Source organism: Heliophilum fasciatum (assembly GCF_004341395.1).
Lineage (GTDB): Bacteria > Bacillota > Desulfitobacteriia > Heliobacteriales > Heliobacteriaceae > Heliophilum > Heliophilum fasciatum.
This window is the reverse complement of sequence record NZ_SLXT01000015.1, coordinates 1-16,443: the sequence shown is the minus strand read 5'-3', so window position 1 is coordinate 16,443 and position 16,443 is coordinate 1. Positions and strand designations below refer to the sequence as shown.

Here is a 16,443-nt window from a genome sequence, read left to right as displayed (position 1 = left end):
GTGCCTTCACTCCTTGTAGCCCTTAGGCGGACTGCCTTTGACCCAGCCGCGGGAGATTTTCGGCTGTCTTTGTCGCTGCAACGGATTAACATAATCGGGCCGCTTTTCCTGCTTCCAGAGTAAGCCCCGGACAAGTAAGTCTCGATCACTGGCGGCTTTAGGCCAAAGGGGCGCCATAAAGGGAATGCCAAAGCTTTTGATGCGGGCTGTCCCGGCCATGACGATGAGCATCCCGATGGAAATACCGAAAAACCCGGCTATCGAGGCCATGATCAGGAAGAAAAAGCGCAGCAGGCGCAGGGCAAAAGCAAAGTTGTAATTGGGGATGGCGAAGTTGCCCAACCCCGTTACGGCCACAATGATCACCATGATGGGACTGACAATTTTCGCTGCTACCGCCGCCTGTCCTAAGATCAACGCCCCGATAATCCCCAGCGTCGAGCCGATGACGCCGGGAACACGAATGCCGGCTTCACGGATCAATTCCCAAGATACTTCCAGGAGAATGATCTCCACCAGTGTCGGGAAGGGAACGCCTTCGCGGTCACGGCCGATGGCGATGATTAAGTCCGTCGGCAACAGTTCCTGATGATAGTTCGTTGCTCCTAAATAAAAAGCCGGTAAAAACGTGGCCAATAAGTAGGCAATCAGCCGGATCAGCCGTAGCGGCGTCGCATAAGGCCAGCGCAATTGATATTCTTCCGCTGTCTGAAACATGGAAACGAACGAGACCGGCACGATCAGCGCAAAGGGACTGCCCTCGGTAAGAATCGCTACCTTGCCTTCGAGAATATTAAAGGCGGTGCGGTCGGGTCGCTCGGTGGTGAGAATTTGGGGGAAAAGCATCATCGGATGGTCTTCGATCAATTGCTCGGTAAAGCCATTGCCACCAAGTGCATCGGTTTTGATGCTTTGCAGTCGCCGCTTGACTTCCCTCACCACGGCTGGGTTGGCAATATTTTTGAGATACAAGATCGATACGGCAGTGGGGCTCGTTCTGCCGATGGTCATCGTTTCGTGAATTAACTGCTTGTTTTTGACGAGCCGGCGTATCTGGGTGACATTGGTACTTACGGTTTCCGTAAACCCCTCGAAGGAGCCGCGCAAAGTGGCTTCTGTGGAAGGTTTCTCAATTTCTCTTTTGGCGTAGCCTTGCGTTTCGATAAGCAGGGCGCTGTTACTGCCGTCGACAAACAGGGCCGTCTTCCCGGTTAAGACCGCATTGATCACATGGCTGTATTTGCAGGTTGCACTGGTGCTATGGGCGGTCAAGATGTCAGCGGCGAGATTGTCTACGGTGATCGTGCGGGCAGACTGTTTGGTAAACCGGGCCGTGCGGATGGGGCGTAATATGGCGCTTTGGATATATTTGCGATCGGCCATGTTGCCAATAAAGACCAGGAAGGCATCAACTTGGTTGTTGATTTTGAATTGTTGGATGATTATATCGGAATTAATGGAAATGTCAAATTCGGCGTAGATTCTTTGAAAATTGTCAGTGATAGCGGGGGATATGTCTGTGCTGGGGGGAGCTATTGGAGCGCGGTTCCCGCCTGCCGGTGTATTCGGGGGGCATGGACCTTCTTGGGACTGCTGGGGTTGCTGGTACTGTCGGGATTGTGACGTAGCAGCGCTTGGAAGTATGTTTTTCCCCTCTGGTTCCTTTTTTGAGTTCTGTGGGTGCCATTGCCGGTTGAGCTTTTTTGGTTTCTGCGGGTGCCATCGCCGATTGAGCTTTTTTTTTCCTGAGCTTGGCTCATTCTCCGGCAAAACGAAATTGTTTTTGTTGGGTGGATGATACGAAATCAGGGAAAGCAACTTTGAAAAGAGGCTGTTATCGGAGTTCCCCATCAAACCATCCCCCCTGTGGTGTACGAGAGAGTCATGGCAATTCTGGTTCTATTTTGGCATTTCTTCAAGATGGTTATACGAGGGGAAGTGCCTGCTGGGCTTGATTTCACCTTCTTGTTTCCCCTTCTCGTCGTTGGTTGGGATTCCCACCCTCATTGACTTATAGCGATTTTGCATCTGCCCACAATAGAGAGGGACCCTGATTAACAAAGGAGGCAAACAATAATGGCTCAAAAAGGGAATAAAGGAAACTTTCAATCAGAGGCGAACAAAGGAATGAACCCCAATGCGTCGGCCAGCATGAACAATAACGTGGGGAACTTTACTTCCGAAGCGACCAACTATGGTTCCCAAGCCAACCTGGAAAACAACATGAACTCCTCCTTGAACGCCAACCTGGACAATGCTGCGAACACGGCCAGCTTTGGCAATAATGCCTATGCCAACCCGGCAGGCTCGACGAACCAAGCCAACTACTACGGTGACACGGCCGGTACTTCCTACGGCATGACCTCTGGTGCTGCTTTTGATACCAATCTCAGTAACTACGCTAGCAATCCCACCAACTCATCTTTCAACAACAACTTCAACAACTATGCTGGCAGCAGCTATACCGGCAACAGCTATGGCAGCGATGCTTCCGCTTCCAATCTGGACTCGAATCAAGACAGCTCTTTTGTCTCCACGCCGAATCCTAATTTCCTGAACAACGCCGTTAGCCCGGCCAAAAGCCCCAACAAAACGACGGCACCGCTCAACAACAACAACGGTTAATCCGTTACCATTTGTTGCGAAACGTTACCAAACAAAACACCGGCTCAGGGCGCATACAACGTGCCCGGAGCCGGTGTTTTGCTATGCAAAGCAATATAGGAAAAATGCATAGCATTTTGATTCTATTCCTTTGATCAGCTCCAGTGCCTAGGACGGGCGACAAATGGAGGTAATTTGGTGGTAACATCCCCCTTTGCTACGTTAAGCTGGGCTTGGGTAAGAAAGATACTCTTACTAAGGTCAGCACCTCGAATATCTGCATCTCGGAAATCGGCCCCAATGAAATCGGTTCCATTTAGATCGGCCCCTCTGAGATCAGCAGCAATAAGATAAGCCCCTCTCAAGTTAGCCCCTCTGAGGTCAATACTTCTAAGGTCGGCAGCAATAAGGTCAGCTCCTCGACTGAAGGTTTTCTTACGTCTTTGATGACTCTTCTGCTCTTGAAGAACTTGATTTCTTACAAGTTCACTCGTTTTTATAAGAAGAGTATTAACCTTTGCCCGATTCTCTGCCACATCTAGTTCCATTAGTAAATTAGGGCTAAGATAAGTGAGACGTTCTATCTCTTCGATCATCAAGCTAAGGTCATTATGTATAGGGGTAGTCTGTTTTAGAGACAACGCTTCTGCGAGATACCACAGTAGTTCATGGAGTTGCCTCATGATTAAGAACACTTCAAACATTTGTTTAGAGGTTGCTGGTACTTTCCGCCAGTCCTGTCTAACAAAACTCACTTGAGCAACCTTTTGACCTGCACCAAAGCACTCAAAAGCAATACAACCTTTAAGTCCATTTTCTAAAAGGCTATTATGAACACAACAACGAAAGTCCTGTTTCAGGTTTGGGCAAGGTTGACCTGCGTCTTTGTTGATTGGGAACCCTTCTGAAGCTGAAAAGTAGAGTGCAACACAGCATAAACCAAAACAGTTTTCACAGTCGGAATGCAGATTACTGCGTTTTTTCTTAGAGAAAGATGCGTCTGTTTTGTTCTCGGACAATTTTTGTTCCTCCTTATCAACTTCAAGAAATAAACATTCTTACTACACATAATCGTTAAGCAAGCAATGGCCACCACAATTACACCGGTCTTTTAACTGCTCATCCTTCACGAACAGAACGCTCGATATTATTGATGGATCGATTTTGCCATGTTTTGTGGTTGCCGACAAGCCCTGCATCAGCTCTTCCCGCCTACGTTAACTTGGTGTAAAGCTCGTTTTTCACCGTTGGGTTTTTGATTGGGTTCTGAGTGGCTAGCATAAAAAAAGCGCCCCCCTTTATCCATTGGATAAAAGAGGCGCTTCCCCATGGCATTCAGCGTTTTTTATTGCTCTCTACCGGCATCACTGCCTTTTTTACAAACCCGTCAGCTTTTCAGCCACAATTTGCTTACCGTCTTTGAGCTCAATCACGACAATGGCCTTGATCGGATCATGAGTCTCATTGAGGCTGAATTTACCGGTCACAGCCGGGAAATCTTTGGTCGCGGCCAAAGCTTGCTTAATCGCTTCCGGCTCAGTGGAACCTGCACGGGTGATCGCATCCGCCACAAGGCGGGCACCGTCATAAGCGAGCGCCGCTAACGCATCGGGAGTTTGACCTTCAAACTTCGCTTGATACGCCTTCACAAAAGCTTGTACCGCCGGATCAGGATCTTGCGGCGTGTAGTGGTTCGTGAAGAAACAGTTGCTCAAATTTTCCACACCGGCCACTTCCGCCAATTTCGGCGAATCCCAACCATCGCTGCCGATAAAGGGCACCGTGATGCCGAGGCCACGGGCTTGTTTCACAATCTTGCCGACAGCTTCATAGTAGGCCGGCAGGTAGATCACATCGGGATTTTCGGCGCGTACTTTCGTCAAGATAGCCATATAGTCATTGTCATCTGGATTAAAGGCTTCTTCCGCAACAATCGTGCCACCTTTGGCCTTGAAGGTCTCACCGAAGTACTTGCCCAGACCTTTGGAATATTCATCGGACTGACTGATCAAAATCGCTGCTTTTTGGCCTTTCTTCATGGCAAATTCCGCAGCCGCCCGGCCTTGGAACGAATCCAAGAAGCAAGCACGGAAGAGATAGTCATTGACTTTTTTCGTATTGGGATCGACAGTGACGTCGGGCGATGTGGCCGTCGGCGTTACCACCGGAACCTTATGCTGTGTGGCTACAGGAATTACCGACAACGTGCTTCCTGACGTTACCGGTCCGACCAGCACCGATACGCGATCTTGCGTGATCAACTTGGTCGCTACGTTCGCCGATTCCGTCTTGTCCGATTTATTGTCATACTTGATCAGCTTGATCGGTTTGCCCAGGACACCGCCTTTGGCATTGATCTCATCGAAGGCTAGCACGGTGGCATTATAGGTCGATTGGCCATAGGTCGCTACCGGCCCTGACAGTTCAAAATTGGCACCAACCAAGATTTCGTTACCTTGCGCACCGCTGGGGGCCTTTGCCCCGCCGCCACCGCAGCCGGCCAACAAAGACATACTTAACAGCAATCCCAAGCCTTGCAACCACATCCGTTTTTTGCGCATCCGTTCAGCTCTCCTTTTTCCTTTGTAATTGTTGCCATAGGATCCAGCAACCTATGCTCATTATAGGGCTATGCAGAAAAGTTCGTCAACGCCCTGCTATATAAAAGATCTATCGATCATTGGCACGTACTCACAACAAAAACCACGAATCACCGGTGCATCCACCTTGTGTTCGTGGTTTCCATATCGCTTACCGAAACTCAGTCCCTGCAAAAATACTGGTTTCCGTTTCTAATTGCAGCAACGGACGTTCATTCGTTTCCATGGCCGCTACATTTTCACTGCGCGCCGCCAAATCAAAAGCCGGCATGATCGGCAATGTTGGATTAGGCGAAGCACTTACACTATCGCTGATCGGTGCCGGTTGTGGTAATTCAGCAATGCGTGACATGACGGTCACCGGCTCTTTCGCTTCTTTTGCTTCTTTGCTGTCTTGCCCATCATTCGGCGCTTGCGCCATACGATATTCTTCGATTAGATCACCGATTCCACAAAACAGTGCCCGTTCACCATAGACATAACGCATCATACTTGGTACTTCGGTTTTGATCGTAGTGATCGTAATCTCCTTGCCCCGCTTTTCCAGCAATTGCAATTGTTCAAAAACGGTCTGCCGGATTTCTTCTTCGGTTGTGCCCCAACGAATACGGGCATTGCGCTCTTTGTCCGGTGTATCAATCGTCTTGCGCCGCCCCCGGCCGCGCGCAGGTGCGCTGTGCGTGGTGACCGGTTCTTGCCCGGTGGCCTCACTCAACCCTTGCCCGTCATGTTCTCCGCCTGTGATCGTCTCGATCGTGGCCCGTTCTTCCATCTTCGCATGTACTGACATCAACTGCTCACGCATCGCTTGCATTTCCGTGCGCATCGGCTCTAAGGCTTGACGCAACATCTCTTCGGCCAACGTAAACGCGGCTTCCAATGCCTGCCGGTAGCGTCGATGTTCCTCATCCAAGCGCATGAGCGCCTTTTCTTTTGATGCTAATGCTTCCAACGAAACCATGGTTTCAGCAACTCCCTTCACTCCAACAGCAATTGGGCGTAATTGTATTTCCATTTATAGTATATGAGGTTTTGCAATATTCAATACACTATCCAAAAAAAAAACTGCTTGGTGCGAACACCAAACAGTTTTTACCATCAAATGAGCCGTATCTTGTAGGTACGCATCCAATCGTCCATCTGTATCAAATAAGCAAAAAGTTGCGGCAAACTCATTAACTGTCCAAACCAAGGGTCACCGACGCCAGCCAAAGGATCGCTGACCATCAGTTGATTGATCACCGGACGATTCAACAAAGGGAGCAATGGCGATGATCCATCCAACAGCCGTTCCCGCAGCAAGTCACGGACAGCCATGAAGTAGGCAGGGTGATGCGTTTTCGGATAGGGGCTTTTCTTGCGCCAGATCACATCTTCCGGTAAAAGTCCTTGCAACGCCAGACGCAGGACACCTTTTTCCCGGCCATTATACATCTTCATCGACCAAGGGATGTTCCAGACATACTCCAAAAGGTGGTGATCGCAAAAAGGTACCCGCACTTCCAAGCCGGTGGCCATGCTCATGCGATCTTTGCGATCCAGCAAATTCGCCATGAACCACTGGATGTTCAAATAGAACATTTCTCGCCGCCGCGCTTCTACCGGGTCTTCACCGGGCAACCGTGGCACTTCGGCGATCGTTTCCTCATAACGCCGGGCCATATAAGCTTCCGGCTGCAACGTCTGGCGCAGTTCCGACGAAAAGCAGCGGAGCTTATTGTCGGCCGTTCGCGCCCACGGGAAAGCGGCTGCTTCTAAAGCTTGCCGCTGATGAAACCAGGGATAACCGCCGAAGATCTCATCAGCACACTCGCCCGATAAGGCGACGGTGGCGTGTTTTTTGATTTCACGGCAAAAGAGCAATAAGGATGCATCCACATCGGCCATGCCCGGCAAATCGCGGCCCTGCATGGCCGGGAGCAGCGCTTCCACCAACTGCGGCGTATCGATCATCACATGCTGATGTTCCGTGCCCAGATAGGCTGACACATGTTGAATCCAGGGAGCATCAGCGTTCGGCTGAAAGAGACTTGTTTGAAAGTATCGATCGTTATCGCGATAATCAACGGAAAAGGTCGGCACCGTGCCGCGCCCCTCGCGGCGATAGGTTTGCACCGTCAAGGCCGTCAGCGCGCTGGAATCCAGTCCGCCTGAAAGCAAGGTACACACCGGCACATCAGAAACCAGTTGCCGTTCCACCGCTTCGCCGAGAAGATTGCGCACGTTGGCAACGGTGGTAATCAAATCGTCTTCATGGGGACGACTTTGTACCTGCCAGTAGGGCAGTGTTTGCAACCCCAGCCGTGTGTAGGTTAGGCAATAGCCGGCTCGCACTTCATGAATATGGTGAAATACACCGTGGCCCGGTGTACGTGCCGGTCCCAAGGCCACCACTTCGGCCAAACCTTCCGGATCGATCACCGGCTCAATATCCCGGTGGGCCAGCAAGCTTTTGAGTTCGGAAGCAAAAAGCAGGCGTCCCCGCTGTTGGGTGTAGAAAAGCGGCTTCACACCCAGGCGATCACGGGCCATAAATAACGTTTGGGCGGTCTCATCCCAGATGGCAAAGGCGAAAATGCCATTGAGCCGTTCCAGGCAGTCCGGCCCCCACTCCATAAAGGCCGTCAGCAACACTTCCGTATCGGAATAAGCGCGAAAAGAGTAGCCACGGGCCAGAAGATCCTGACGGATCGCTTCGGTATTGTAGAGTTCGCCGTTATAAACAATCACACAGCGCCGGTTTCCTTGCTGCCGGGTCATCGGTTGCTGACCTCCGGAAGGATCCACAACAATTAAACGCCGATGACCGAGCAGCGTTTCCTTGGAGACATAATACCCTTCGGCATCGGGTCCCCGGTGGGTCAACGCTTCGGTCATCGCCTGGATCTCCTGCTTTTGGCCCGTGAGATCCTGATGCCAGTCTACCCATCCGGCAATACCACACATCGCCTTCACCCCTTTGATACGGACTCTGTCACGTCTGCTTCGGGGCAGTATATGTGGAATGTCCGGAAAATGTGCAACGGCTCCTGATGCAAAACGGCAATGAATGATTGATCTTTATCGCTGTTTATGTAAAGATCATAGTAGTTTGCTTGAAAGGACGTACATAATGCAATCATCAAATCTTACAAAGGCGCGACGCTTGCTGATGGGCAATGAAGCGATTGCCTGGGGGGCCATCGCCGCCGGTGTGCGTGTTGTCGCTTCCTATCCGGGCACCCCGTCGACAGAAGTTACAGAAACGATCCTTCGTCATGCGAAGGACTATCAGATCTATGCCGAATGGTCGGTCAATGAAAAAGTTGCTCTTGAAACAGCCATCGCTGCTTCTTGGTCCGGTGCTCGGGCTATGACCTGCATGAAGCAGGTCGGCTTAAATGTCGCTTCGGACCCGTTGATGACGTTAGCTTATCTGGGGGTCAAAGGCGGTTTAGTGCTGGTCGTGGCCGATGACCCGGGACCGCACTCTTCCCAAACCGAACAAGACACACGGCTTTTTGCCCGTTTTGCGAAGCTGCCGGTTTTTGATCCGGCTACCCCTGCCGAAGCGCTGGCTTTGACGCAAGCTGCTTTTGAACTTTCAGAAACACTGCAAGTGCCGGTCATCCTGCGCCCGACCACACGGGTGTGCCATGTCTGTCAAGATGTGGCCTTTACACCACCGGCCCGGCCGACAGAGCCGCGCCCAGCGACTTACTTTGAAAAAGATCCGAAATGGGTCATCCTGCCGGCTTTATCAGCGAAAAAACACCGCTGGCTCAATGCACAGCAAGAGGCCATGCGCCAATGGGTTAATGAGCGTCAGTTCAACCGGCTGATCACGGCGGAACCGGGCCAAGGCGCAGCAACGCCGCTTGAAGGTAACCATGATGCCCCGCTGGCCATCATCACCGGCGGTGTCTCCTTGAACTATATCCGCGAAACTTTGGCCCTGCTTGGCCTTTCGCTGCCGGTCTATCACGTCAGCGCCCCGGTCCCCCTGGATGTGGCGCCTATCCTAGCCTACTTGCAAGGCAAACAAGCGCTTTTGGTTGTGGAAGAGCAAGAACCGGTGATCGAAGAGCAGATCATCGTCGCTTTACAACGCGCCGGCAACCCCCTGCCGGTCTACGGCAAACACTCGGGCGATCTGCCGCGGGAAGGCGAATTCTCCCTGGATCTGCTTTTGCCGCGCCTGCAACAGCGCTTACAAGCGGCCGGGCTGTTGGCTTCGCCGGATCAGGCCGGTATAGCCGTCGAGTCCGTCACGTCGGCTGCTTTGCCGCCGCTCCCGCTACGCACACCGATCCTTTGCGCCGGTTGCGGCCACCGTTCGGTTTTTTACGCTTTTAGCCGGGCCACCCGTAGCAAAAAAAGTGTATTTACCGGCGATATCGGCTGCTACACCCTTGGCGCTATGCCGCCGCTCAACGCCACCGACACCTGCCTCTGCATGGGTGCGGCCCCAGCGATGGCGGCCGGTTTTTCCCATGTGGAACCGGATCGGCCGCACGTGGCCTTTCTCGGTGATTCGACCTTCTTTCACTCCGGTATCCCGCCCCTGATCAATGCGGTCTACAACCGGGCCAAGATGACCTTGGTGATCCTCGACAACCGGACTACGGCCATGACGGGCCATCAACCGCATCCGGGCCTGGGCATTACGGCGATGGCCGAACCAACCTTTTTACCGGACATTGAGCAAATCGTCCGTGCCTGCGGAGTACAATGGGTACGCACCGTTGACGCTTATGATCTGGCGGCAACCATGGCGGCAGCCAAAGAGGCGATCGCTCATGACGGCGTTTCCGTCGTCATCGCTCGCCGGGAATGCGTCGCTATCGTTCGCCGGCTTGGTACCTACCGTATCGATCAAGAAGCTTGCCGCCTCTGCGGTATTTGCCTGAAAAAATACGGCTGTCCGGCCATCGTCGCCGATGACAGCGCCGAAGCAACGGATACCAACCCACCGGTACGTATCGTTCCGGAAAAATGCTTTGGTTGTGGCACCTGCGCCCAAGCTTGTCCGTTCGGGGCCATCGTCCGGGAGGAAATATAGATGAATAAAAACGGCAACAGTCTACAGACAGAAAACGTAACGCCATCGAACTGGGCGATCATCATCACCGGTGTCGGCGGTCAAGGCGGTGTATTGGCATCGCGCATCATGGCCGAAGCAGCGATCATCGCTGGCTATGAAGTGCGTACTTCCGAGACCATCGGCATGGCCCAGCGCGAAGGCGTTGTTGTCAGCCATATCAAAATCGGCCGCGATCTGGGTGGCCCCTTGATTGGCGACGGTACAGCGCAGATCTTGCTGAGCCTGGAGTTAGCCGAAAGCTTGCGCGGTTGGCCTAAGCTCCACCCTGCCGGTCAAGCCCTGATCAATTGCCGGCCGATCATCCCGCCCGGCGTGGCCAGCGGCATGACGCAATACAATCAAGCAGCCATTATGGACTTTTTGCAACAGCAAGGATCACGGGCCTGCCTCTTTGATGCCACGGCGGCGGCGATCGAAGCCGGCAGCAGCAAAGCAACAAACATGGTCATGCTTGGCGCGTTCTCCACACTTCCGAACCTGCCTTTTACGGCTGAACAACTCTGGCAAGGCGCCACCACCGTGTTGCCACCCAAGCTTCACGCCGTCAATCAATCAGCTTTTGCTGCCGGACAGGCGCTGATGACAACGGCGCCGTCTTGTGGCTGATCACCGCCATCGTTGAGCGCTGTCATCGATAATCACTACATCGTTGGATCACCGCCATCGTTGATCACTGCCATCGATATCGCGGCTTGAAGCTTCAGCAGAAAGGGAAACAAAAAAGACTTGTTCCCCATTCCCGCCTTTGATATCCTAAAAGTCAAACAATGTTGACCTGCCGGGATTCATCATCCCGCCAAGCATCAACAAATAGCACGGCCATGAGCCGAGCGGAGCTTATTTTACAGAAGTGCTTTGTTGCATAAAGCACTGCCGAGTGTAAGAGGAGACGATATTCAATGGCCGTTCCCCAACTGACCAACACTGTATCCCCTGAACATACCCCGATCGATTTTTCATCCCTTACGGCTCAACAACTGCCGCAGTTACGCATCACCATGGATCGGGCCTTTCATGGCAGCCCTTTTTATCGCCAGCGCCTGACCGAAGCCGGCATTACTCCCAGCGATATCCGTACGCTTGCCGATTTTTCCCGGCTTCCTTTTACGACCAAGCAAGATCTCCGCGACGGCTATCCTCTGGGGTTGATGGCTGTTCCGGAAGAAGAGGTTGTACGTATTCACTCGTCGTCGGGAACAACGGGCAAACCGGTCATCGTACCGTACACGCAAAAAGATGTAGACGACTGGGCCATCATGATGGCCCGTTGCCTGGAGACTGTCGGCGTGAAGCGCCGCGACCGGGTGCAAGTGACGCCTGGCTATGGCTTATGGACGGCCGGCATTGGTTTTCAAGCCGGTGTGGAAAAACTCGGCGCCATGACGATTCCTACCGGCCCCGGCAACACCGATAAGCAGTTGGAAATGATGACAGACCTGCAAACGTCGGTGCTTATCGGCACTTCTTCTTACGGCCTTTTGCTGGCCGAAGAAGCGGAGCGCCGCGGCATTCTTGAGCAAATCAAACTGCGCATCGGTGTTTTTGGTTCCGAGCGCTGGGGCGACAAATTGCGTCACCGCATCGAAACACTGCTGGGCATTGAAACTTTTGATATCTACGGCTTAACGGAGATCTACGGCCCCGGCATCGCCATTGACTGTCCCGAGCATCAAGGCATGCACCTCTGGACGGACTATCTCTACGCCGAGATCATCGATCCCGAGACGGGTGCTGTGCTCCCGCCCGGCCAAGAAGGTGAACTGGTCTTGACGACGCTGGTCAAAGAAGGCATGCCGCTGATCCGTTACCGGACGCGGGACATCACTACGCTTCTTCCCCATCAGTGCCGTTGTGGCAGCCCTTACCCGATGATCGCCCGCGTGCTTGGCCGCACCGATGATATGATCAAGATCAAAGGGGTCAACATCTACCCTGGCCAGATCGACCATGTGCTGCGTCACACCGCCGGCGCCAGTTCAGAATATCAGATCATCTTGGAACACCGCGACAACAAAGATCAGATTCTCATTCGTGTTGAAGCCAATGCCCATCACGACTTGGAGACAGTAAGTAAAAATTGCCGGAAAAATATCAAATCGACGATTGGTATCTTGGCTGATGTGGAAGCTGTTCCGCATGGCAGCTTGCCGCGCAGCGAGAAAAAGACAAAGCGGGTTTTTGACCGGCGTTACGAGGATTAGAAGATTAAAATAAGACAATAAAAAGCCCTTGTTCATCTCGATGGGATCGGGAGGAACAGGGGCTTTTGGCGTTTCTGCTGTTGTTATTTGGGTCTAGGGTTTAAGAGCTTCCTTCGTAAGCGCTTAATCTTCCGGTGCATTGCAAAACAAATCCCGGTACGAACTCGATGTTTCGTACCAGGATTTTACATGTACATTAACCTATTTTACTTTCCGGCAGTAATCCGGGAGCTTTTCCGACCATGGCATAAAATCTGCAAGCAGCGAGGGATCAGCATTAAAATCAACACCTGGCAATTGGCTCAGAAGATGTACCAGGTACATAAATACATTCAGGTTGTTGGCCTTTGCCGTTTCCACAATGCTGTACACCACGGCGCTCGCGGTGGCCCCTTTCGTCGTGTCGGCGAAGAGCCAGCCTTTACGGCCAATGACAAAGGGGCGGATCGCATTTTCAGCACGATTATTCGACAATTCAATGCGCCCATCTTCCAAAAATGTGCTCAATGGTAAGCGCTGATTGGCCGCATCGATATATCGCTGTTCAATATCGAACGCGATGAACCGTCGGCCCAGTTGCTTCGCTGCATAATTCTTATTAAAAGAAGCTATATACTAACATTATTATATTCTATATCGCATATCATTTTTATGATCTTATGAGTTCATTAAAATGAAGCGAGGCTGATTAGATGATTTTAGAACACATATTCCCAGTGTTCATAAAAACAATTAGGCCGTCCGTTTTATTTAATAGACTCATAATCTCAGTGTTCCCTTTTTGGTTGTTACATCACTACGATTACGAAACTTTCGCTCAATTAAAATCACTTATACCGTTAAATCACCTCCCCGGCAATACCCCAAATATTATTTTTTATTTCGTTAAATTCTTTGTGTTTTTTTCTTTTATATGCGTTTATTGTTTATTGTTCCTGTTTGCAACTTGGTTAATCCAGAAGACATTTTGCACAATAATAAATTATTTTACCACAGCACAGCTAATCACAGTATTCAATTATAGAAGAGCAATTAGAGACCAGTTAATTAAAATCATTATGAATTCTGCAATTATAATGTTTTCTCTGGCTAAATTCTCCGAGCTTTTCTTAGAAGAGGGCTTTATAATTGATTATCTCATGAACACAAGTGCGAAATACGTCTCAATTTACCCATTATGGTTTATCGTTATATTATTCCTTCTATATCTTATTCTTCCTTTTGAAAACTAGTACGATTTAAGCTACTAACTCTACTCTCTTAATTGCGGCATCGATATATCTCTGTTCCACATCGAACGCGATGAACCGTCGGCCTAGTTTCTTCGCGGCCACGCAGTCACTGCCACTCCCACAGAAAGGGATTAACACTGTGTCTCCGGGGTTCGAGGACTTCGCAATAATCGTCTCCGCGAGTTTCACCGGCTTCTGCGTGGGGTGCACATGATGAGCAGCGGCATCACGGGCTACCGGCCACACGTCGCTGATGCGCTTGCCGTTCAAAATGTGTCGACCTTTCGTAGTGAAGATTAGAAATTCATGTGACGGACTGTACTGGCCGCGAAGATCACCCATTCCCCCGCCGTTCTTTGACCAGATGATGCAGTTTTTAACGGTGAACAGTTGGGCGATACGCTGATGCCACTGTGGGTACACATCCCACCGCGTATAGCAGTAGAGAGCGCCACCGGGTTTCAATACGCGATAGGCGTCGGGCAACCAGTCAGCGAAGATCACGTCGTCATTCTGGATTGCGGTGAACTTCTTTTGACGGCTGCTACTGCGATAACGGATGCCGTATGGCGGATCGGCGATGATGAGATCGATGCTGGTGTCGGGCAGACGGTGAAGTCCGTCGTGAACGTCAATATTGTGAATACGGTCTAACGTGAGGTCGCTTTGGTTTTCGATGATGGAACACCGCCCTTCGCAAAATAAAAAGTAGTCCAGCGGTAATGCTGAACTGCCTCTTTATTCAATAAATGGGGTGTGGGGCGTTAAGTACAAGATATTATTTACAATTCCTCGACATATACTTTATATTTATCCATTTTGTTTCTAAATGATTTCACCCCACCTTCGAGATAGTTAATTATATGCTTAACTATTGTTTCTCTCGATGGGTATTCCTTAGCATCAACCCATCCAATTCTATTGTCAGAATCCATAACAATGACTTGTTCAGCATCGGCATTAGTAACGATAGTCGAACTATGTGTTACCACGATAACTTGTCTTTGATTTTTTATTGCACGTAATTGTCCTGTAAGATTTTTGAATATATATTGATTATCTAAATTATCTTCCGGTTGGTCAATAACTAAGGGTGTATTATCTCCAGTATGAAAACCAAAAGAAAAAACGAAGTAAAGAATAGCAGCAACTCTTTGACCAAGTGACAATGCGTCTAACTCTTTGAAAATTGGTGAGTTATTACGAACGGATTCCTTATTATTAATATTGAAATGCAAAGAAAAATCATCGATTACATTTACCCAATTTTCAATACTACGAATCAAAATATCTTTATCTGAAATTATCATGTTTCTAATTTCTTCGTATACAGACTTAATGTTTTCCTTTTCCAATTCACTAATACCTAAGTTGATTAAATCTATAGTTAGTTTTTCAGTGATAAATTTATCAACAGGTAAGTGTTTGTGTATGTGATTATACTTTTTACCAACAAACAATTCTAACGTTTCAAGGAACCCAAATGTGTCTACTAACTGAAGAAAATACGCCTCAACATTATTCCATGTCAGAGTAGTATAAGCTACATATCCCCTAGTTGGTATTTTTTCAATTATTTCAGATAGATATCTACTGGTTTCTGCTATCTGGGGAGAATACTTAATTATTATAAAATTCTGCGAATTATTGTAACTCGAAATTTTATTGTGCACTATTTCTTTCTGTTCATTCATCGTCTTTATTATTGACGATATGTTATCTTGCAAAAATTTGTTAACACTTCTTTTCGGGGTCTCAATCAACATTTTAATATAATCATTTAATTTTTGGTAGTTAATTCCGTACATCACAGTATCCCTAATAAAACTGCCTATTTTTCCTTTTTCTATTTTATTTACTAATTTGTTGACAGAATAACCTCTTCGATATATTTTATGAAGTATTTCTCTAGCTTCATCATGAGGTACAGGGATATATTTCAAAGCTTCTATATCATCTATTATTTTATAGAGTGTAAACCATTGATCGCTTAAATAAATTGTACCGTCATCGAAACTTCGTTTTTTATTAAATGCTTTAGGCAAATAATAATTATTTTTATCTACCTGAGGAACGAACGAATAGATATAATTACAGTTATCGCAATGAAAAACTATGTAAATCAATTCATGTTTTGAAATAAACTCTAAAGTTTTCTTGTTGTCACATTGTAATGTTAATATAGTTTCTATAATATTGAGCAATGTACTTTTTCCAGTACCTCTTCCTCCGATAATGCAATTTAGATCTTTAGAGAAGTCTACTACGAAATCATGAATGTCTTTTTTTACCAACTTATTATTTATTTTGTTAGGATTCGCTTGTAAAAATCCATTTTCCCCTGGGCAAATCACGATTCCTTTTATGTATTTATCCTCTCTTTTTGGCTTTTCAGTGTATACAGAAATTTCATGATCCTTAAAAGCTCCTACCAAGGAATAAAAGTCGATGTTATTAAATTTTATCCAGATATTCTTTTTTCCAATAGAATCTATACTATGACTATCACCATCGGTTATGAAACAAAATTGCGATTCAACATCTATATTGAATTCTTTAATATGATTGATTTTCTTCTCTTTATTTTTAATATTCGAAAGGCCAATTATTTTCAAATGATGATTATTAGAGTCTGTCTAAAAACCCCCGCATCCCAAGGGGTGATTCAAAAAACGCATTATTCGATGGTATTTTGCACCATTTAAAGGTATTTTGACTTCGCA

The 16,443-nt window shown here is 48.8% G+C and carries 12 protein-coding genes and 1 pseudogene; 5 read left to right on the top strand and 8 right to left on the bottom strand.

All coding sequences use genetic code 11. The annotated features are described in order from the left end of the window. Positions 1 to 6: 6 nt before the first annotated feature. Positions 7 to 1,401, bottom strand: coding sequence for a spore germination protein (locus tag EDD73_RS08915; RefSeq protein WP_243116862.1), 1,395 nt, complete (start codon positions 1,399 to 1,401; stop codon positions 7 to 9). 12 nt (positions 1,402 to 1,413) lie between these two features. On the opposite strand from EDD73_RS08915, the gene EDD73_RS15275 reads away from it, so the two are divergent. Both EDD73_RS15275 and EDD73_RS08910 read left to right on the top strand, forming a co-directional pair. Then, positions 1,414 to 1,623, top strand: coding sequence for a hypothetical protein (locus tag EDD73_RS15275; protein ID WP_243116864.1), 210 nt, complete (start codon positions 1,414 to 1,416; stop codon positions 1,621 to 1,623). Between the two features lie 453 nt (positions 1,624 to 2,076). After that, the gene (locus EDD73_RS08910) at positions 2,077 to 2,625 is read left to right on the top strand and encodes a hypothetical protein (protein ID WP_131919441.1); all 549 of its coding nucleotides are present in this window, start codon (positions 2,077 to 2,079) and stop codon (positions 2,623 to 2,625) included. 134 nt (positions 2,626 to 2,759) lie between these two features. On the opposite strand, the gene EDD73_RS08905 is transcribed toward EDD73_RS08910, so the two are convergent. The 4 genes from EDD73_RS08905 to asnB all read right to left on the bottom strand — a co-directional run bounded on the left by EDD73_RS08905 (position 2,760) and on the right by asnB (position 8,150). Continuing rightward, positions 2,760 to 3,623: a pentapeptide repeat-containing protein gene (locus tag EDD73_RS08905; RefSeq protein WP_131919440.1), complete on the bottom strand. Its 864-nt coding sequence runs from the start codon at positions 3,621 to 3,623 to the stop codon at positions 2,760 to 2,762. Positions 3,624 to 3,980: 357 nt separating this feature from the next. Next, on the bottom strand, positions 3,981 to 5,165 hold the full coding sequence (locus EDD73_RS08900) for an ABC transporter substrate-binding protein (RefSeq protein WP_131919439.1): 1,185 nt from the start codon (positions 5,163 to 5,165) through the stop codon (positions 3,981 to 3,983). Positions 5,166 to 5,355: 190 nt separating this feature from the next. Beyond that, a complete protein-coding gene (locus EDD73_RS08895; RefSeq protein WP_131919438.1) occupies positions 5,356 to 6,165 on the bottom strand; it encodes a hypothetical protein in 810 nt (269 codons plus the stop codon). Between the two features lie 137 nt (positions 6,166 to 6,302). Beyond that, complete coding sequence (asnB, locus tag EDD73_RS08890) at positions 6,303 to 8,150, bottom strand: asparagine synthase (glutamine-hydrolyzing) (RefSeq protein ID WP_131919437.1); 1,848 nt, start codon at positions 8,148 to 8,150, stop codon at positions 6,303 to 6,305. Between the two features lie 166 nt (positions 8,151 to 8,316). Between asnB and iorA the strand changes: the two genes are divergently transcribed. From iorA to EDD73_RS08875, 3 genes are all read left to right on the top strand, one after another. Continuing rightward, positions 8,317 to 10,245: an indolepyruvate ferredoxin oxidoreductase subunit alpha gene (gene iorA, locus EDD73_RS08885; RefSeq protein WP_131919436.1), complete on the top strand. Its 1,929-nt coding sequence runs from the start codon at positions 8,317 to 8,319 to the stop codon at positions 10,243 to 10,245. Next, positions 10,246 to 10,893, top strand: coding sequence for an indolepyruvate oxidoreductase subunit beta (locus EDD73_RS08880; RefSeq protein ID WP_131919435.1), 648 nt, complete (start codon positions 10,246 to 10,248; stop codon positions 10,891 to 10,893). Positions 10,894 to 11,186: 293 nt separating this feature from the next. Then, the gene (locus EDD73_RS08875; RefSeq protein WP_131919434.1) at positions 11,187 to 12,488 is read left to right on the top strand and encodes a phenylacetate--CoA ligase family protein; all 1,302 of its coding nucleotides are present in this window, start codon (positions 11,187 to 11,189) and stop codon (positions 12,486 to 12,488) included. A 201-nt stretch (positions 12,489 to 12,689) separates the two neighbouring features. Here the strand turns inward: EDD73_RS08875 and EDD73_RS08870 are convergent. From EDD73_RS08870 to EDD73_RS08860, 3 genes and pseudogenes are all read right to left on the bottom strand, one after another. Further along, positions 12,690 to 13,016: pseudogene (locus EDD73_RS08870) on the bottom strand (IS66 family transposase); the annotation flags it as partial. Between the two features lie 710 nt (positions 13,017 to 13,726). Beyond that, positions 13,727 to 14,281, bottom strand: a complete 555-nt coding sequence (locus EDD73_RS15610; protein WP_423244902.1) for a DNA-methyltransferase — start codon at positions 14,279 to 14,281, stop codon at positions 13,727 to 13,729. A gap of 221 nt (positions 14,282 to 14,502) precedes the next feature. Then, positions 14,503 to 16,335 (bottom strand): Spaf_1101 family AAA-like ATPase, encoded by a 1,833-nt coding sequence (locus EDD73_RS08860; protein ID WP_131919432.1) that lies wholly within the window; start codon positions 16,333 to 16,335, stop codon positions 14,503 to 14,505. Between the last annotated feature and the right edge of the window lie 108 nt (positions 16,336 to 16,443).

Bases quoted from the DNA above. Each gene is read 5' to 3' on its own strand.
- EDD73_RS08910 (WP_131919441.1), top strand. From the start codon at position 2,077: ATGGCTCAAAAAGGGAATAAAGGAAACTTTCAATCAGAGGCGAACAAA.
- EDD73_RS08900 (WP_131919439.1), bottom strand. From the start codon at position 5,165: ATGCGCAAAAAACGGATGTGGTTGCAAGGCTTGGGATTGCTGTTAAGT.
- EDD73_RS08895 (WP_131919438.1), bottom strand. From the start codon at position 6,165: ATGGTTTCGTTGGAAGCATTAGCATCAAAAGAAAAGGCGCTCATGCGC.
- asnB (WP_131919437.1), bottom strand. From the start codon at position 8,150: ATGTGTGGTATTGCCGGATGGGTAGACTGGCATCAGGATCTCACGGGC.
- iorA (WP_131919436.1), top strand. From the start codon at position 8,317: ATGCAATCATCAAATCTTACAAAGGCGCGACGCTTGCTGATGGGCAAT.
- EDD73_RS08880 (WP_131919435.1), top strand. From the start codon at position 10,246: ATGAATAAAAACGGCAACAGTCTACAGACAGAAAACGTAACGCCATCG.
- EDD73_RS08875 (WP_131919434.1), top strand. From the start codon at position 11,187: ATGGCCGTTCCCCAACTGACCAACACTGTATCCCCTGAACATACCCCG.